This window comes from Streptomyces sp. L500 (assembly GCF_054551825.1).
In genome coordinates, this window is the sequence record NZ_JBTOLC010000056.1 from 10,650 (window position 1) to 31,834 (window position 21,185).

Below are 21,185 nucleotides of genomic sequence, written 5' to 3' on the forward strand. Positions count from 1 at the left end.
TGCTCACACCCGTCGCACTGCCCGGAGCGGACCGAACCGAGCGAAAACCGGCCGACTCTAGGGAATTCCATGGCCACGCCCGCCGACACTGAGCGCGTGGCGTGCGGGAAGTCGAGCAGGCGCCCCGTCGGTGCGGGGCGCCCAGATGACTCACGTCGACTGTGGATCAGCCATCCCGAGTGCCGGATGCCCACAGCGAATTCCTCTGCTGTCCGCCGGTCTTGAGATGGGTTGAGTTGACAATGGACAAGGAACAGAAGCTCCGGGACTACCTCAAGCGGGCGAGCGCGGACCTCAAGCGCACGCGGCAGCGGGTGGGCGAACTGGAGGCGGCCGCCCGCGAGCCCATCGCGATCGTGGGCATGAGCTGCCGCTTCCCCGGGGGCGTGAGCAGCCCCGAGGAGCTCTGGTCCATGCTCGTCGCCGGCGAGGACGGCATCACCGGCTTCCCCGGCGACCGCGGCTGGGAGCTGATGACCGACGGCACCGAGGAGTTCTTCGGCGGCTTCCTCCACGACGCCGCCCGGTTCGACGCCGGTTTCTTCGGCATCTCCCCGCGCGAGGCCCTCTCCATGGACCCCCAGCAGCGCGTGCTGCTGGAGTCCTCCTGGGAGGCCTTCGAACGGGCGGGCATCGACCCGGCGTCGGTCCGGGGCACCCGGACCGGCGTGTTCGTCGGGGCCATGCCCCAGGACTACCGCGTCGGCCCCGACGACGACGTCCAGGGCTTCACCCTCACGGGCAACGCCACCAGCATCCTCTCCGGCCGGCTGTCCTACTTCTTCGGGGCCGTCGGGCCCGCGGTGACCGTGGACACCGCCTGCTCCTCCTCCCTGGTCGCACTGCACCTGGCCGCCCACTCCCTGCGCCAGGGCGAGTGCTCCCTGGCGCTGGCCGCGGGCGTCACGGTGATGTCCAGCCCCACCACCTTCGTCGAGTTCAGCCGCCAGGGCGGACTCGCCGCCGACGGCCGCTGCCGCTCCTTCGCCGACTCCGCCGCCGGCACCGGCTGGTCCGAGGGCGTCGGCGTGCTCGTCCTTGAGCGGCTGTCCGAGGCCCGCCGCAACGGCCACCAGGTCCTCGCCGTCATCCGGGGCTCCGCCGTCAACCAGGACGGCGCCTCCAACGGCCTCACCGCCCCCAACGGGCCCTCCCAGCAGCGCGTCATCGAGCAAGCCCTGACCAGCGCCCGCCTCTCCGCCGACGAGATCGACGTCGTCGAGGCCCACGGCACCGGCACCACCCTCGGCGACCCCGTCGAGGCCCAGGCACTCCTCGCCACCTACGGCCAGGGCCGCCCCGAGGACCGCCCCCTGCTCCTCGGCTCCGTCAAGTCCAACATCAGCCACACCCAGGCCGCCGCCGGCATGGCCGGCGTCATCAAGATGGTCATGGCCATGCGCCACGGCCTGCTGCCCAAGACCCTCCACGTCGACACCCCGTCCACCCACGTCGACTGGACGGAAGGCGCCGTACGGCTCCTCACCGAGGCCACCCCCTGGCTCAAGGGCGACCAGCCGCGCCGCGCCGGCGTCTCCTCCTTCGGCCTCAGCGGCACCAACGCCCACACGATCCTCGAAGAGGCCCCGGAGCACGTCGAGGAGACCGAGGCCGGGCGCCTCGACGTCGACGTCCTGCCCTGGCTCGTCTCCGGACGCACCCGTGAGGCCCTGCGCGCCCAGGCCGGCCGGCTCCTCTCCTTCCTCACCACCACCCCTGCCTCCGGCCTCGACCCCGCCGACATCGCCTACTCCCTCGCCACCTCCCGCTCCGGCTTCGAGCACCGCGCCGTAGTGACCGCCGCCAACCGCGACGAGGCCCTCGCCGCGCTCACCGCGCTCGCCGCCGACGAACCGGCCGCCGCCACCCTCACCCAAGGCGCGACCCAGGGCGGCCGCGGCAAGCTCGCCTTCCTCTTCACCGGCCAGGGCGCCCAGCGCCCCGGCATGGGCCGCGAGCTCTACACCCGCTTCCCCGCCTTCGCCCAGGCCCTCGACGAGGTCCTCACCCACCTCGACCCCGGCCTCGACCGGCCCCTGCGCGAGCTCCTCTTCGCCGCCGACGGCACCCCCGAGGCCGAGCTCCTCCACCAGACCGGCTACGCCCAGCCCGCCCTCTTCGCCCTCGAGGTCGCGCTGTTCCGGCTGGCCGAATCCTGGGGCGTCAAGCCCGACTTCCTCGCCGGGCACTCCGTCGGCGAGATCGCCGCCGCCCACGTGGCCGGAGTGTTCTCGCTGGCCGACGCCGCGACGCTCGTCCTCGCGCGCGGCCGACTGATGCAGGCCCTGCCCGTCGGCGGCGCGATGGTCTCCCTCCAGGCGAGCGAGGACGAGGTCCTGCCGCTGCTGGCCGACCGCGCCGAGAGCGTCTCCCTCGCCGCCGTCAACGGCCCCCGCGCCGTCGTCGTCGCGGGTGAGGCCGACGCCGTCCACACGATCGAGCGGCACTTCACCGACCTGGGCCGCAAGACCAAGGAACTGCGCGTCTCGCACGCCTTCCACTCGCCGCTGATGCGGCCGATGCTGGACGAGTTCCGCACCGTCGTCGCCGGCCTCGACCCGCAGGCGCCGGTCATCCCCGTCGTCTCCTCCGTCACCGGCGCGCTCGCCACCGTCGAGCAGCTCACCTCGCCCGACTACTGGGCGGGCCACGCGCGCGACACCGTCCGCTTCGCCGACACGATCGCCTGGCTCGACGCCCACGGCACCGGCACCCACCTCGAACTCGGCCCCGACGGCGTCCTGTCCGCCATGGCCCGCGACTGCCTCGACACCGACGAACGGGCCGAGGGCACCGCGCCCGCCACCGTCGCGCTGCTGCGCGCCGGCCGCCCCGAGACCCGGGCCGTGACCGCGGCCGCCGCCGAACTCCACGTCCGGGGCGTGGCCCTGCGCTGGGACGGCTACTTCACCGGCACCGGCGCCCGCCGCGTCGACCTGCCCACGTACGCCTTCCAGCGCCGCCGCTACTGGCCCAAGGGCGTCACCCAGAGCGGCGACGTCCGCGCCGCCGGCCTCGGCGCCGCCCACCACCCGCTGCTCGCGGCGGCCGTGACCATCGCCAACTCCGACGGACTGCTGCTCACCGGCCGGCTCTCCCTCCAGTCCCACCCCTGGCTGGCCGAGCACGCCGTGCGCGGCACCGCGCTGCTGCCCGGCACCGCCTTCCTGGAGCTGGCCGTCCGTGCCGGCGACGAGGTCGGCTGCGCGCGCGTCGAGGAACTCACCCTCGCCGCGCCCCTCGTCCTGCCCGAGCAGGGCGGCGTCCAGGTGCAGGTGTGGGTCGGCAGCCCCGACGCCACCGGCCGCCGCGAACTGAGCCTCCACTCGCGCCCCGACGGCGCCGAGGAACTGCCCTGGACCCAGCACGCCACGGGCGTCCTCGCGCCCGACGAGCACCGGGCCACCGGCCCCGACGCCGCCTGGCCGCCCGCCGGCGCCCAGCCGCTGGACCTCGACGGCTTCTACGACGAACTCGCCGCCACCGGCTTCGGCTACGGCCCGCTCTTCCAGGGCCTGCGGGCCGCATGGCGCGCGGGCGACGACGTCTGCGCCGAGGTGGCCCTGCCCGAGGACTCCACCGCCGACGCGGGCTCCTTCGGCATCCACCCCGCGCTCCTCGACGCCGCCCTCCACGCCTCGGCCTTCCTCGGCCTCGGCGAGCGCGGGCGCGGCGGCCTGCCCTTCTCCTGGCAGGACGTGTCCCTCCACGCCTCCGGCGCGACCACGGTCCGCGTCCGGCTGTCCCGGGCCGGGGACGACGCCCTCTCCCTCGCCGTCACCGACACCACGGGCGCCCCCGTCGCCTCCGTCGGCTCGCTCGTCCTGCGCGCCCTGCCCGACGAGCAGTCGGCCGCCGCCGCGCCCATCGTCCGCGACGCGCTGTTCGAACTGCGCTGGTCCCCGCTGCGGGACCGGTCCGCCGCCGCGCCCGCGTCCGTCGCCGTCCTCGGGCCGGACGCGTTCGGCCTCGCCGCGGCGGCGGGTGCCACGGCGCTCGCGTCGCTGGACGCCGCCGAGGAGGTGCCCGCGCTCGTCCTCGTGCCCGTCGTGGGCGACCCGGACGACGCGGCCGCCGCCGCGCACACCCTCACCGCGACCGCGCTGAAGCTGCTCCAGACGTGGCTCGCGGACGAGCGGTACGAGCAGTCCCGCCTGGTGTTCGTCACCCGGGGCGCGGTCGCCACGGACGGCCAGGAGGCCGTCGACCCGGCGGCCGCCGCCGTCTGGGGCCTCGTGCGTTCCGCGCAGACCGAACACCCGGGCCGCTTCGGGCTCCTCGACCTGGACCCCGCCACCGACACCCAACCGCTCCCCGACGGCGCCCTCTCCGTCACCGAGCCGCAGGCCGCCGTCCGCGCCGGTACGGTCCTCGGCGCCCGGCTCGCCCGGGCCCAGGCGCCCCGCGTGCGGGAGGGTGCCTGGAACCCCGACGGCACCGTCCTCCTCACCGGCGCCACCGGTGGCCTGGGCCGGGTTCTCGCCCGGCATCTGGTCGCCGAACGCGGCGTCACCCGGCTGCTGCTCGTCAGCCGCCGGGGCGCCGACGCCCCCGGCGCCGAGGAGCTTCGCGCCGAGCTGACGGAACTCGGCGCCCACGTCACCCTGGAAGCCTGTGACCTCGCCGACGCCGCCGCCGTCGAGCGGCTGCTCGCCGCCGTGCCCGCCGAGCACCCCCTCACCGCCGTCCTCCACAGCGCCGGCGCCCTCGACGACGGCGTCATCGAGTCGCTGACCCCCGAGCGCCTCGACGCGGTCCTGCGGCCCAAGGCCGACGCCGTCTGGCACCTCCACCGGGCGACCGAGGCCCTCGACCTCGCCGCCTTCGTCGTCTTCTCCTCCCTCTCCGGCACCGTCGGCGCGCCCGGCCAGGGCAACTATGCCGCCGCCAACGCCTTCCTCGACGCCGTCGCCCGGCTCCGCCACGCCCAGGGCCTGCCCGCCCTGTCCCTGGCCTGGGGCCCGTGGGCGCCCGCCGCCGGCATGACCGGCGGCCTGTCCGGCGCCGAGCTGGAGCGGATGGCCCGCCGGGGCACGCCCGCGCTCACCGAGGAGCAGGGCGTCGCGCTCTTCGACGCCGCGCTCTCCTCCCGCGTGCCCGTCCTCCTGCCCGTGCGCCTCGACCTGTCCGTGCTGCGCCTCCAGGGCGACGTTCCGCCGCTGCTGCGCGGCCTGATCCGCACCCCCGTGCGCCGCTCCGCGGTCTCCGGCGCTGAGACCGCCGTCGGCCTCGTCCAGCGGCTGTCCGTCCTCGACGACGAGGGCCGCGCCGCGCTGGTGCGCGACCTCGTCCGCACGCAGGTCGCCGCCGTGCTCGGGCACGACGGCGCCCAGGACGTCGACGTGGACCGCCCGTTCCAGGAGCTGGGCTTCGACTCGCTCACGGCCGTCGAGATGCGCAACCGCCTCGGCGCCGTCACCGGGCTGCGCACCGCCGCCACCGTCGTCTTCGACTACCCGACCGTCACCGCGCTGGCCGGGCACGTCCTCGCCGAGCTCATGGGCGCCGACACCGCCGCACCCGAGGCGGCCCCCAAGGCCGCCGCCGACCACGACCCCATCGTCATCGTGGGCATGAGCTGCCGCTACCCCGGCGGCGTCGCCTCGCCCGAGGACCTGTGGCGGCTGGTGAGCGAGGGCATCGACGCGATCTCGGGCCTGCCCACCGACCGCGGCTGGGACCTCGACGCCCTCTACCACCCCGACCCCGACCACCTCGGCACCACCTACACCCGCTTCGGCGGCTTCCTCCACGACGCCGCCGACTTCGACCCCGCGTTCTTCGGGATGAGCCCCCGCGAGGCCCTGGCGACGGACTCCCAGCAGCGGCTGCTGCTGGAGGCGTCCTGGGAGGCGATCGAGCGCTCCGGCATCGACCCGGTGTCGCTGCGCGGCAGCCGCACCGGCGTGTTCGCGGGCGTCATGTACAACGACTACGCGGCCCACCTCGCCGACGAGCGGTTCGAGGGCTTCCAGGGCAGCGGCACCTCGCCCAGCATCGCCTCCGGGCGCGTCTCCTACGTCCTGGGCCTGGAGGGCCCGGCCGTCACCGTCGACACCGCCTGCTCGTCGTCGCTGGTGGCCATGCACTGGGCCATGCAGGCGCTGCGGGCGGGGGAGTGCTCGCTGGCGCTCGCCGGCGGTGTGACGGTGATGTCCACGCCGACGTCCCTCATCGAGTTCTCCCGCCAGCGCGGCCTGTCCCCGGACGGCCGCTCCAAGGCCTACTCGGAGGCGGCCGACGGCGTCGGCTGGTCCGAGGGCGTGGGCATGCTCGTCCTGGAGCGGCTCTCCGACGCCCGCCGCAACGGCCACCGCGTCCTCGCCGTGGTCCGGGGCAGCGCCGTCAACCAGGACGGCGCGTCCAACGGGCTGACCGCCCCGAACGGGCCGTCCCAGCAGCGCGTCATCCACCAGGCCCTGGCCGGCGCCGGCCTGACCACCGCCGACGTCGACGCCGTCGAGGGCCACGGCACCGGCACCACCCTCGGCGACCCCATCGAGGCGCAGGCGCTGCTGGCGACGTACGGTCAGGACCGGCCGGAGGAGCGGCCGCTGCTGCTCGGCTCGGTGAAGTCCAACATCGGCCACACCCAGGCCGCCGCCGGCGTGGCCGGCGTCATCAAGATGGTCATGGCCATGCGCCACGGCGTCCTGCCGCGCACCCTGTACGCCGACGCGCCGTCCTCGCACGTCGACTGGGAGGCCGGCGCCGTCCGGCTGCTCGCCGAGGAGACGCCGTGGCCCGAGGCGGGCCGGGCCCGCCGCGCCGGCGTGTCGTCGTTCGGCATCAGCGGCACCAACGCCCACGTCATCCTCGAAGAGCCGCCCGCCGCACCCAGGGTCGCCGAAGTCCAGGATCCCGCCGTCTCCCCGGCCGTCGTGCCGTGGACGCTCTCCGCCAAGAGCCGCGCCGCGCTGCGCGAACAGGCCGCGCGCCTGTACGCCCTCGTCGAGGCCGAGCCCGCCCTGGACCCGGCCGCGACCGCCCTCGCGCTCGCCACGACCCGCTCCGCCTTCGACCGGCGCGCCGTCGTCGTCGGCGACCGGGGCGAGCTGGCGCGCGCGCTCGCCGCGCTCGCCGCCGACCGGCCCGACCCGGCCCTCGTCGAGGGCGAGACCGGCTCCGCCGGCGAACTCGCCCTGCTGTTCTCCGGGCAGGGCAGCCAGCGCCCCGGCGCCGGCCGCGAGCTGTACGCCCGCTTCCCCGTGTTCGCCGAGGCCCTGGACGAGGTCACCGCCGCCCTGGACCCGCACCTGGACCGCCCGCTGCGCGACGTCCTCTTCGCCGCCGACGGCAGCCCCGAGGCGGAGCTGCTGGAGCGCACCGGCTGGACCCAGCCCGCCCTGTTCGCCCTGGAGGTCGCCCTCCACCGGCTGCTGCGCTCCTGGGGCGTCCGCCCGCAGGTCCTGCTCGGCCACTCCGTCGGCGAGATCGCGGCGGCGCACGCCGCCGGGGTGTTCTCCCTGGCGGACGCCGCCAAGCTCGTCGCCGCCCGCGCCCGCCTGATGGAGGCCCTGCCCGAGGGCGGCGCGATGGTCTCGCTGCGGGCAACCGAGGACGAGGTCGCCGCGCTGCTCGCCGGGCGCGAGCACGAGCTGTCCCTCGCCGCCGTCAACGGCCCCGACGCCGTCGTCGTCGCCGGTGACGAGGCCGCCGCCGAGCAGATCGCCGCGCACTTCACCGCGCTGGGGCGCAAGACCCGGCGGCTGCGGGTGAGCCATGCCTTCCACTCGCCGCTCATGGAGCCGATGCTGGCGGACTTCCGGCGCGTCGCCGAGGAGATCGCCTACAGCGCCCCGGCCGTCACCGTCGTCTCCAACCTGACCGGCCGTCCCGCGACCGCCGAGGAGCTGTGCTCCCCGGACCACTGGGTCCGCCACGTCCGCGAGACCGTCCGCTTCGCCGACGGCGTCCGCGCCGCCCGCGCCCTGGGCGCGGCCACCTTCCTGGAGGTCGGCCCCGACGGGGTGCTGGCCGCCCTCGCCCAGGACGTCCTGGGCGACGAGACGGACACCGGCGCCGACGTCGTCCCGCTGCTGCGCGCCGGCCGGGACGAGGAGCGGGCCGCCACGACCGCCCTGGCCCGCCTCCACGTCCGCGGCGTCGCCGTGGACTGGACCGCCGTCCTCGCCGGCACCACCACGCCCGCCGCCCCGGCCGTGGACCTGCCCACGTACGCCTTCCAGCGCGAGCGCTACTGGCCCGAGCCGCTCCCCGACGCCCTCCCGGGCGCCGTGCCCGCCGACCCGGCCGACGCCGAACTGTGGGGCGCCGTCGAACGCGGCGACGCCGCCGGGATCGCCGGGCTCCTCGGCCTGCGCGACGAACAGCACGCCTCCCTCTACACCCTGCTGCCCGCCCTGTCGTCCTGGCGCCAGCAGCGCCAGGAGAAGGCGCTGCTCGACGCCACCCGCTACCGCGTCGAGTGGCGGCCCGTGCCCGCTGCCGCCGCGCCCGTCCTGGACGGCACCTGGCTGGTCGTCACCACCGACGGCGTGGACACCGACGAGATCGTGGACGCGCTGCGCGGCCACGGCGCCCAGTTCGAGCGCCTCGGCCTCGACCCGGCGGGGGAGGAGCGCGAAGCCCTCGCCGACCGCCTGCGGGAGTCCGGCGACATCTCCGGCGTGCTCTCCCTCCTGCCGCTGGCCGACCGGCCCGGCCGCCCCCTGGGCGACCGGCTGCCCACGGGCCTCGCCCTGGGCGTCGTCCTCACCCAGGCGCTGGGCGACGCGGGCCTGACCGCGCCCGTGTGGACCCTCACCCGGGGCGCCGTCACCACCGGCCCCGACGACCCGCTCGCCGCCCCCCTCCAGGCCGCCTCCTGGGGCCTGGGCCGGGTGGCCGCCCTGGAGGACCCGCGCCGCTGGACCGGCACGATCGACCTGCCGCCCGTCCTGGACGCGCCCGTGGTCCAGCAGCTCGTCAGCGCGCTCGCCGCGCGCGGCGGCGAGGACCAGCTCGCCCTGCGCGCCACGGGCACGCTCGGCCGGCGGCTCGTCCGCCGCCCGGCGGCCGACCTGCCGCCCGCCGACGCCTTCGCCGCCGAGGGCACCGTCCTCGTCACCGGCGGCACCGGCGCGCTCGGCGCCGACGTCGCCCGCTGGCTCGCCCGCAGCGGCGCCGAACACCTCCTGCTCACCAGCCGCCGCGGTCCCGACGCCCCCGGCGCCGACGCGCTGCGCGCCGAACTGGAGGAACTGGGCGCCCGCGTCACCCTCGCCGCCTGCGACATCGCCGACCGCGACGCGCTCGCCGACCTGCTCGGACGCGTCCCGGACGAGTACCCGCTGACCGGCGTCGTGCACGCCGCCGGCGTCGGCCAGGCCGCGCCCCTGTCCGACACCTCCCTGGCCGACGCCACCGCGCTCATGGCCGCGAAGCTCCTGGGCGCCGCCCACCTCGACGCCCTCCTCGCCGACGAGGACCTGGACTTCTTCGTCCTCTTCTCCTCCGTCGCCGGAGTGTGGGGCAGCGCCGGGCAGAGCGCCTACGGCGCCGCCAACGCCTACCTCGACGCCCTCGCCGAGAACCGGTGGGCCCGCGGCCTGCCCGCCACCTCCCTCGCCTGGGGCCCCTGGGCCGAGGCCGGCATGGCCACCCACGAGGCCGTCGCCGACCGCCTCCGGCAGAGCGGCCTGCGCTTCCTGGACCCCGCCGCCGCCCTCGCCGAGCTGCGCCGCGCCGTCGTCCAGCAGGACGTCACGGTGACCGTCGCCGACATCGACTGGGAGCGCTACCACCCCGTCTTCACCTCCGTCCGCCCCAGCGTCCTCTTCGACGAACTCCCCGACGTCCGCGCCCTGACCGCCCCCGCCGGCACCACCGGCGAAGGCGCCGCGCCCGAGTTCGCCGGGCGGCTCGCCGGCCTGGACGAGGCCGCGCAGGAGCGGCTGCTGACCGACCTGGTGCGCGCCGAGGCCGCCGTCGTCCTCGGCCACGCCTCCGCCGAGGCGGTCGACGGGCGCCGCGCCTTCCGCGACGCCGGCTTCGACTCGCTGACCGCCGTCGAGCTGCGCAAGCGCCTGGCCGGCGTCACCGGCCTGGCCCTGCCCGCGACCATGGCCTTCGACTACCCGACGCCGCTGGCCCTCGCCCGCTTCCTGCGCGGCGAACTCCTGGGCGCCGGGCAGGCCGCGGCCGCCCCGGCGGCCGCGCCCGCCGGGGGCTTCGACGAGCCCGTCGCCATCGTCGGCATGAGCTGCCGCTTCCCCGGCGGCGTCCGCTCCGCCCAGCAGTTCTGGGAGCTGATCGAGGGCGGCGTCGACGCGATATCCGACTTCCCCGTCAACCGCGGCTGGGACACCGGCCTCCACCACCCCGACCCCGACCACCCCGGCACCACCTACTCCACCCAGGGCGGCTTCCTCCACGACGCGGGCGAGTTCGACGCGGGCTTCTTCGGCATCTCCCCGCGCGAGGCCATCTCCATGGACCCCCAGCAGCGGCTGCTGCTGGAGACCACCTGGGAGGCGTTCGAACAGGCCGGCATCGACCCCGCCACCGTCCACGGCAGCGCCACCGGCACGTTCATCGGCTCCACCTACCAGGAGTACGGCCTCGGTCTCGACGACGGCGCCGCCGCCGGACACGCCGTCACCGGCACCAGCCCCAGCGTCCTCTCCGGCCGCCTCGCCTACCTCTTCGGCCTCGAAGGCCCCGCCGTCACCGTCGACACCGCCTGCTCCTCCTCGCTGGTGGCCCTCCACTTGGCCTGCCAGTCGCTCCGCAACGGCGAGAGCAGCCTCGCCCTCGCGGGCGGCGCGACCGTCATGACCACCCCGGCCCCCTTCATCGCCTTCAGCAAGCAGCGCGCCCTCGCGGGCGACGGCCGCTGCAAGGCCTTCTCGGAGGCCGCCGACGGCATGACCCTCGCCGAGGGCGTCGGCGTCCTCGTCCTGGAGCGCCTCTCCGACGCCCGGAAGAACGGCCACGAGATCCTCGCCGTCATCCGCGGCTCCGCCATCAACCAGGACGGCGCCTCCAACGGGCTGACCGCCCCCAACGGGCCCTCCCAGCAGCGCGTCATCCGTCAGGCCCTCGCCAACGCGGGCCTGACGGCCGCCGACGTCGACGCCGTCGAGGCCCACGGCACCGGCACCGCCCTCGGCGACCCCATCGAGGCCCAGGCCCTCCACGCCACCTACGGCAAGGACCGCGCCCCCGAACGGCCGCTGCTGCTCGGCTCGGTGAAGTCCAACATCGGCCACACCCAGTCGGCCGCCGGTGTCGCCGGCGTCATCAAGATGGTCATGGCGCTGCGCAACGGCGTCCTGCCCCGCACCCTCCACGCCGATACGCCCACCACCCACGTCGACTGGAGCCCCGGCACGGTCTCCCTCCTCGGCGCCGGCGCCGACTGGGCGCGCGGCGAGCGCGTCCGCCGCTGCGCCGTGTCCTCCTTCGGCATCAGCGGCACCAACGCCCACACGATCCTCGAAGAGGCCCCCCGCACCGAGGTGGCGGACGAGGCCGCCCAGGCCCCCGAGGCGCCGGCCGTCGTGCCGTGGGTGCTCTCCGCCCGCACCCCGGGCGCGCTGCGCGGCCAGGCCGCCCGGCTGACCGAGCACCTGGACCTCGACCGGGCCCGTCCCGCCGACGTCGCCCACAGCCTCCTCACCTCCCGCGCCCTGTTCGACCACCGCGCCGTCGTCCTCGCGGGCCCCGGCCAGGACCCGGCGGCCGCGCTGCGCGCCCTCGCCGAGGGCCGCTCCGCGCCCGGCGCCGTCTCCGGCGTCGCCGACGCCGACGGCAAGACCGTGTTCGTCTTCCCGGGCCAGGGCTCCCAGTGGGCCGGCATGGGCGCCAGGCTCCTGGAGGAGTCCCCGGTCTTCGCCGAGCGCCTCACCGAATGTGCCGCCGCCCTCTCGGAGTTCACCGACTGGTCGCTGCTCGACGTCCTCCGGCAGACCGAGGGCGCCCCCTCGCTGGAGCGCGTCGACGTCGTCCAGCCCGCCTCCTGGGCCGTGATGGTCTCCCTCGCCGAGCTGTGGCGCGCCCACGGCGTCGTCCCCGACGCCGTCATCGGCCACTCGCAGGGCGAGATCGCCGCCGCCGCCGTCTCCGGCGCGCTCTCCCTGCGCGACGCCGCCCGCGTCGTGGCCCTGCGCAGCCAGGCCATCGGCCGGATCCTCGCGGGCACCGGCGGCATGGTCTCCGTGCCGCTGCCCGCCGCCGACGTCGAGGAGCGCCTGGCCGCCCTCGGCGGCGAGCTGGCCGTGGCCGCCGTCAACGGCCCGACCTCCGTCGTGGTCGCCGGGCCCGCCGCGCCGCTCGACGCCCTCATGGACCGGCTGACGGCCGAGGGCGTCCGCGCCAAGCGCATCGCCGTCGACTACGGCTCGCACTCCGCCCAGGTGGAGCTGCTGGAGGACGAGCTCCTCACCGCGCTCGCCCCCGTCCGCCCGAACGCCCCCCAGGTGCCGTTCCTCTCCACCGTCACCGGTGAGTGGCTGACCGAGGACACGCCCCTCGACGCCGCCTACTGGTACCGCAACCTGCGCCGGACCGTGCGCTTCGACCCCGCCGTCCGCAGCCTCCTGGACGCCGGGCACGGGGTGTTCGTCGAGGTCAGCTCCCACCCCGTGCTGGCCATGGCCGTCCAGGAGACCGCCGAGGACACCGGCGCCCGCGCCACCGTCCTCGGCACCCTCCGCCGCGACCAGGGCGGCGCCGACCGGTTCCTGACCTCGCTGGCCGAGGCGTACGTCCGGGGCGTCCGCGCCGACTGGACGCCCGTCCTCGCCGGCGGCGGCGCCCGCCGCGTCGAGCTGCCCACCTACGCCTTCCAGCGCGAACACCTGTGGGCGATCCGCGAGCAGCAGCGCGCGGGCGCCGACACGGACCCGGCGGACAGCGCCTTCTGGGCGGCCGTCGAGGACGAGGACGTCGACGCCCTCGCCGCCGGACTCCGCCTGGACGGGGCCGCCCTGGCCCCCGTGCTGCCCGCCCTCGCGACGTGGCGGAAGCGCCGCCGCGAGGAGACCACCGTCGACTCCTGGCGCTACCGCGCCACCTGGAAGCCACTGACCGGCCTGCCCCCGGCCGCACTCACCGGCACCTGGCTCGTCGTCACCGCCGAGGGGCTGCCGGGCGAGGACGTCGCCGACGCGCTCGCCGCGCACGGCGCCGACGTCCGCACGCTCGTCCTCGACGACGCCTGCCTCGACCGCGCCACCCTCACCGACCGCCTCACCGGCCTCGACGACGCCACCGGCCTGACGGGCGTGGTGTCCCTGCTCGCCGCCGCCGAGGAGCCCGCCCCCGGGCACCCGGCGCTCGCGACCGGCCTCGCCCTGACCGTCACCCTCGTGCAGGCCCTCGGCGACGCCGCGATCGACGCGCCCCTGTGGTGCCTGACCCGGGGCGCGGTCGCCACCGGCCGCTCCGACCGGCTCACCCGGCCCGTCCAGGCCCAGATCCTGGGCCTGGGCTGGACCGCCGCCCTCGAACACCCCCAGCGCTGGGGCGGTCTCGTCGACCTGCCCGAGACCCTCGACCGGCGCGCCGGGGAACGGCTCGCCGCCGTCCTCACCGGCCGCACCGGCGAGGACCAGCTGGCCGTCCGCGCCTCCGGCGTCCTCGTCCGCCGCGTCGCCCGCGCCGCCGCGGGGTCGGCCCCCGCCCGCGCCTGGACGCCGCGCGGCACCACCCTCGTCACCGGCGGCACCGGCACCCTCGCCCCCCACCTGGCCCGCTGGCTGGCCGAGCAGGGCGCCGAACGCGTCGTCCTCACCAGCCGCCGGGGCCCGGAGGCACCCGGCGCCGCCGAACTCGTCCAAGAGCTCACCGACGCGGGCTGCGATGCCTCCGTCGTCGCCTGCGACCTCACCGACCGCGACGCCGTCGCCGCGATGCTCGCCGGCCTCAAGGCCGACGGCCACACCGTGCGCACCGTCGTCCACACCGCCGTCACCATCGAGCTCGCCTCCATCGAGGAGACGAGCCTGGACGCCTTCGCGAAGGTCGTCGACGCCAAGGTGTCCGGCGCCCGCCACCTCGACGAACTCCTCGACGACGACGAGCTCGACGCGTTCGTCCTCTACTCCTCCACCGCCGGCATGTGGGGCAGCGGACGGCACGCCGCCTACGTCGCGGGCAACGCCTACCTCAACGCGCTCGCCGAGCACCGCCGCGCCCGGGGCGCCACCGCCACCGCCGTCTCCTGGGGCATCTGGGCCGACGACCTCAAGCTCGGCCGCGTCGACCCCGGCGCCATCCGCCGCAGCGGCCTGGAGTTCATGGACCCGCGCGCGGCCCTCACCGGCCTGCGCCGGGCCCTCGACGACGACGAGACCGTCCTGTGCGTCGCCGACGTCGACTGGGAGCGCTACCACCCCGTCTTCACCTCCGGCCGGCCCACCGCCCTCTTCGAGGACGTGCCCGAGGTCCAGAAGCTCGCGGAGGACAGCACCGCGTCCGCCGGCGGGGACAGCGAGTTCACCGCCCGGCTGCTCGCCCTGCCCGCCGTCGAGCAGGACCGGGTGCTGCTGGACCTGGTGCGCGGCGAGGCCGCCACCGTCCTCGGCCACGCCTCGCCCGACGTCCTCTCCGAGCAGCGCGCCTTCCGCGAGGTCGGCTTCGACTCGCTGACCGCCGTCGACCTGCGCAACCGGCTGTCGAACGTCACCGGGCTCACCCTGCCCAGCACCATGGTCTTCGACTACCCGACCCCGCTCGCGCTCGTCGAGTTCCTCCGCACCCGCGTCGCCGGCGCCCGCACCGAGACGGCCGCCGTCGTCCGGGCGGCCGCCGACGACGAGCCCATCGCCATCGTCGGCATGAGCTGCCGCTACCCCGGCGGCGTCGGCACCCCCGAACAGCTGTGGGACCTCGTCGCCGCCGGCGGCGACGCCATCACCGACTTCCCCGTCGACCGCGGCTGGGACGCCGAGGGCCTCTACGACCCCGACCCCGACCGGCCCGGCCGCACCTACTCCACGCGCGGCGGCTTCCTCCACGACGTCGCCGACTTCGACGCCTCCTTCTTCGGCATCTCCCCGCGCGAGGCCATCGCGATGGACCCGCAGCAGCGGCTGCTGCTGGAGACCGCCTGGGAGGCCATGGAGCGCTCCGGCATCGACCCCGCCACCCTGCGCGGCAGCAGCACCGGCACCTTCATCGGCGCCAGCTACCAGGACTACAGCAGCCCGGCGTCCCCCGAGGGCAACGAGGGCCACCTGATCACCGGCACCATCTCCAGCGTCCTGTCCGGCCGGCTGTCCTACACCTTCGGCTTCGAGGGCCCGGCCGTCACCCTCGACACCGCCTGCTCCTCCTCCCTGGTGGCCCTCCACCTGGCCTGCCAGTCGCTGCGCAACGGCGAGAGCACCCTCGCCCTCGCCGGCGGCGTCAGCGTCATGGCCACTCCCAGCGCCTTCGTCGGCTTCAGCCGCCAGCGCGCCATGGCCGCCGACGGCCGCTGCAAGGCCTACGCCGAGGCCGCCGACGGCATGAGCCTCGCCGAAGGCGTCGGCCTCGTCCTCGTCGAGCGCCTCTCGGACGCCCGGAAGAACGGCCACCAGGTCCTCGCCGTCATCCGGGGCTCCGCCGTCAACCAGGACGGCGCCTCCAACGGCCTGACCGCCCCCAACGGCCCGTCGCAGCAGCGCGTCATCGCCCAGGCCCTCGCCAACGCGGGCGTCAGCGCCGCCGACGTCGACGTCGTCGACGGCCACGGCACCGGCACCAAGCTCGGCGACCCCATCGAGGCGCAGGCCCTGCTGGCCACCTACGGCCAGGACCGCCCCGCCGACCGGCCGCTGCTGCTCGGCTCCGTGAAGTCCAACATCGGCCACACCCAGATGGCGTCCGGCGTCGCCAGCGTCATCAAGATGGTCATGGCCATGCGCCACGGCACCGTCCCCCGCACCCTCCACGTCGACCGGCCCTCGACCCACGTCGACTGGACCTCCGGCGCCATCCAGCTGCTCACCGACGACCAGCAGTGGCCCACGACCGGGCGTCCGCGCCGCGCCGGCGTCTCCTCCTTCGGCCTCAGCGGCACCAACGTCCACACCGTCCTCGAACTCCCCGTCGAGGACGAGCCGCAGGAGCCGGCCGAGGTCGCCGAGGCCGGCCCCACGACCGTGCCGCTGGTGCTCTCCGGCCGCACCGACGAGGGCCTGCGCGCCCAGGCCGGGCGCCTGCTGACCCTCCTGGACGAACAGCCCGCCCCGGCGCTCGCCGACCTCGCCCACGCGCTCGCCACCTCACGGGCCGCCCTCGACCACCGCGCGGCCGTCGTCGCCGACGACCACGACACCCTCCGCCGGGCGCTGGCCGCCCTCCGGGACGGCACCCCCGACGGCGCCCTGCTCACCGGCCGGGCCGGACGCGGCCGCCTCGCGTTCCTCTTCACCGGCCAGGGCAGCCAGCGCCCCGGCACCGGACGCGAGCTCCACGACCGCCACCCCGTCTTCGCCGAGGCGCTCGACGCCGTCCTCGCCCGCTTCGACCTCGCACTCGACCGCCCCCTGCGCGAGATCCTCCTCGCCGAACCGGGCACCGAGGAAGCCGCCCTTCTCGACGACACCGCCTACACCCAGCCCGCCCTCTTCGCCCTCGAAGTCGCCCTCTTCCGGCTGATGGAGTCCTGGGGCCTGCGCCCCGACTACGTCGCCGGGCACTCCATCGGCGAACTGGCCGCCGCCCACATCGCGGGCGTGCTCTCCCTGGACGACGCCTGCACGCTCGTCGCGGCACGCGGCAGGCTGATGGCCGCCCTGCCGCAGGGCGGCGCCATGTGCTCCCTCCAGGCGAGCGAGGAGGAGGTGCTGCCGCTCCTCGACGGGAACGACGACCGCGTCTCCCTCGCCGCCGTCAACACCCCCGCCTCCGTCGTCGTCGCCGGCGACGACGACGCGGTCCACGCGATCGAGGAGCACTTCGCGGCCCTCGGCCGCAGGACCAAGCGCCTGCGCGTCAGCCACGCCTTCCACTCGCCCCGCATGGACGCCATGCTGGAGGAGTTCACCCGCGTCGCGGCCGGACTCGACTTCCAGCCGCCCGCCATCCCCCTCGTCTCCACCGTCACCGGCGAACTCCTCAACCCCGACGAGGCCACCTCGCCCGCCTACTGGGCCGGACAGGTCCGCCGCACCGTGCGCTTCGCCGACGCCGTACGCCGCCTCGACGCCGCCGGAGTGACCTCCTACCTCGAACTCGGCCCCGACGCCGTCCTCTCCGGCGCCGCCCGCGAGACCCTCGACGCCGGCTCGCCCGCCCTCGCCGTCCCCGCGCTGCGCCGCGACCACACCGAGACCCACGCCCTGACCACGGCCCTCGCCCGGCTCCACGTCCACGGCGTGCGCCCCGACTGGGCGGCCGTCCTCGGCGCCCCCGCCCGGCGCGTCGACCTGCCCACCTACGCCTTCCAGCGGCAGCGCTACTGGCCCGACACCACCGCCCTGCAGGCGGCGCCCGCCCCGGCGGGCACGCCCGACGCGGTCGACGCCGAGTTCTGGTCGGCCGTCGAGCGTGCCGACCTGACGGCCCTGGGCTCCTCCCTGGAACTCGACGACGCCACCCTCACCGCCGTCGTGCCCGCCCTCACCTCCTGGCGCCGCAAGCGCCGCGAGCACACCACGGTCGACGGCTGGCGCTACCGCGTCACCTGGAAGCCCCTCACCAAGGCCCCGATGACCCGACCGACGGGCACCTGGCTGCTGCTGACCCCCGGCGACACGGCCGAGGCGTCCGACGCCGACCGGGCCTGGGCGGACGCGATCGCGGCCGGCCTCGGCACCGGGACCGTACGCCTCGACGTCACCACGCCCGACCGCGCCGCCCTCACCGAGCGCCTGCGCGAACTCACCGACGGAGGCGCCGAGTTCGCGGGCGTCCTGTCCCTGCTGGCCCTGACCCCGGGCTCGGACGGCCTCGCCGCCCTCCCGCTCACCGCGACGGCCGTCCAGGCGCTCGGCGACGCCCGGATCGACGCCCCCCTGTGGTGCGTCACCCGCGCCGCCGTCGCCGTCACCCGCACCGAACCCGCGGGCGACCCCGCGCAGGCCGCCCTCTGGGGCCTCGGCCGCATCGTCGCCCTCGAACACCCCGAGCGCTGGGGCGGCCTCGTCGACCTGCCCGAAACCCTCGACGACGCCACGCTGTGCCGCCTCGCCGGCGTCCTGTCCGGCGCCGGGGACGAGGACCAGCTCGCCGTACGCCCCACCGCCACCTACGCCCGCCGCCTGGCCCACCACCCCGTCGGCGACACCCCCGCCCTCCGCCCCTACACCCCCACCGGCACCGTCCTGGTCACCGGCGGCACCGGGGCGCTGGGCGGCCACGTCGCCCGCATGCTCGCCGAAGCGGGCGCGCCGCGCCTGCTCCTGGTCAGCCGCCGGGGCGCCGACGCGCCCGGCGCCGAGGACCTGCGGACCGAACTCGCCGCGCTGGGCGCCGACGTCACCCTCGCCGCCTGCGACACCGCCGACCGCGCCGCGCTCGCCGCGCTGCTCGCGGACATCCCGGCCGAGCAGCCGCTCACGGCGGTGTTCCACACCGCCGGAGTCGTCGACGACGGCGTCGTCGACACGCTCACCCCGGAGAAGTTCACGGCCGTCCTGAGTGCCAAGGCCACCGCCACCGTCCACCTCCACGAGCTCACCCGCGAGACGGACCTGGCCGCCTTCGTCCTGTTCTCCTCCACCGCCGGCACCCTCGGCGCGGCCGGACAGGGCAACTACGCCGCCGCCAACGCCTACCTCGACGCCTTCGCCGCCGTCCGCCGCGCCCAGGGCCTGCCCGCGACGTCCATCGCCTGGGGCCCCTGGGCCGGGACCGGCATGGCCGGCGACGGAACGCTCGCCGACGGCCGCGTCCGCCGCGGTGGCTTCACCCCCATGGCACCCGCCTCCGCCCTCACCGCCCTGCGGCACGCCGTCGAACACGACGACACCGCCGTGACCGTCGCCGACATCGACTGGGACCGCTACGCCACCGCGTTCCGCACCAGCCCCCTCGTCGGCGACCTCCCCGAGCTCCGCGCCGCCACCGTCGTCACCGCCGCCCCCCAGGGCACCGCGCTCCTCGCGGGCGGCTCCGGCGAGGACGACCTGCGGCGCCGGCTCGCCGCACTCGCCGAGTCCGCGCGCCCCCGGTTCGTCCTGGACCTGCTGCGCGCCCACGTCGCGGCCGTCCTCGGCCACGCCGGAGCCGACAGCATCGCCGCCGACCAGGCCTTCACCGACCTCGGTTTCGACTCCCTCACCATCGTCGAACTCCGCAACGCCCTGTCGGCCACCACCGGCCTGAAGCTGCCCGCCACCCTCGTCTACGACTACCCCACCCCGACGGAACTGGCCGGGTTCCTCCTCACCGAGCTCCTCGGCACCCTGCCCGAGCGGGACGGCGGCGGCGCGTTCCCGGCCGTCCGGGCCGACGTGGCCGACGACCCGATCGTGATCGTCGGCATGAACTGCCGCTTCCCCGGCGGCATCGGCTCCCCCGAGGACCTGTGGCGCCTCCTGTCCGACGGGCAGGACGCCATCTCCGGCTTCCCCGCCGACCGCGGCTGGGACCTCGAACACCTCGCCCGGGGCGGCTCCGCCACCCTCGAAGGCGGCTTCCTCGACGGCGTCGGCCTCTTCGACGCCGCGTTCTTCGGGATCTCCCCGCGCGAGGCCCTCGCCATGGACCCCCAGCAGCGCCTGCTGCTGGAGACCACCTGGGAGGCCTTCGAACGGGCCGGCATCGACCCGACGTCCCTGCGCGGCAGCCGGACCGGCGTGTTCGTCGGCACCAACGGCCAGGACTACGTCAACGTGCTGCGCGCCGGCACCGCCGACGTCCGCGGTCACGTCGCCACCGGCAACACCGCCAGCGTCATGTCCGGCCGCCTCTCCTACGCCCTCGGCCTGGAGGGCCCGGCCGTCACCGTCGACACCGCCTGCTCCTCCTCGCTCGTCGCCCTCCACATGGCCGCGCGCTCGCTGCGGCAGGGCGAGAGCGCGCTGGCCCTGGCCGGCGGCGTGTCGATCATGTCCAGCCCGGACGCCTTCGCCGAGTTCACCGCGCAGGGCGGACTCGCCCCCGACGGCCGCTGCAAGGCCTTCTCCGACACGGCCGACGGCACCAGCTGGTCCGAGGGCGTGGGCGTCCTCGTCCTGGAGCGGCTCTCCGACGCCCGCCGCAACGGCCACGACGTCCTCGCGGTCGTCAGCGGCAGCGCCGTCAACCAGGACGGCGCCTCCAACGGCCTGACCGCCCCCAACGGCCGCGCCCAGCAGCGCGTCATCCGCCAGGCCCTCGCCGACGGCGGCCTCACCCCGGCCGACGTCGACGCCGTGGAGGCCCACGGCACCGGCACCACCCTCGGCGACCCCATCGAGGCGCACGCCCTCATCGCCGCCTACGGCCGGGACCGCGACCCGGCGCTGCCGCTGCAGCTCGGCGCCGTCAAGTCCAACCTGGGCCACACCCAGGCGGCGGCCGGCGTCGCGGGCGTCATCAAGATGGTCCTCGCGATGCGCCACGGCGAACTGCCGCGCACGCTGCACGTCGGCACCCCGTCCTCGCACGTCGACTGGACGGACGGGACCGTGGCGCTGGTGACCGAGCACCGGGCCTGGCCCGAGACCGGCCGCCCGCGCCGGGCGGGCGTGTCCGCCTTCGGCGTCAGTGGTACCAACGCGCACGTCATCGTGGAGCAGGCCCCGGAGGCGACGCCCTCCGAGGAGCCGGTGGCGGAGCGGGCGCCCGGACTCGTGCCGTGGGTGGTCTCCGCCCGGTCCGAGGCCGCGCTGGCCGCGCAGACCGAGCGGATCGCCGCCCTCGCCGGAACGGGCCGGGACGCGACGGACGTCGGCTTCTCCCTGGCCACGGGCCGGGCGGCCTTCGCGCACCGCGCGGTGCTGCTGGCCGACGGCGAGAGCGCCCGGGAGGCCGCGCGCGGCGTCGCCGGGGACGCGACGGGCAAGCAGGCGTTCCTGTTCTCGGGCCAGGGCTCGCAGCGCGCGGGCATGGGCCGGGAGCTGTACGAGCGGTTCCCCGTCTTCGCCGAGGCGCTGGACGAGGTGGCGGCGTACTTCGACCGCGAGCTGGAGCGTCCGCTGCGGGAGGTGATGTTCGGTGACGACGCGGAGGCGTTGAACGGGACGGGTTTCGCTCAGCCCGCGCTTTTCGCGCTTGAGGTGGCCTTGTTCAGGCTGGTGGAGTCGTGGGGAGTGCGTCCGGACTTT

General features: G+C 76.2%; 1 protein-coding gene. It reads left to right on the top strand.

The genetic code is table 11. The features are described from left to right. Positions 1–242: 242 nt before the first annotated feature. A partial coding sequence (locus tag ACX9I7_RS29450; protein WP_459389045.1) for a type I polyketide synthase occupies positions 243–21,185 on the top strand: 20,943 nt, incomplete at its 3' end.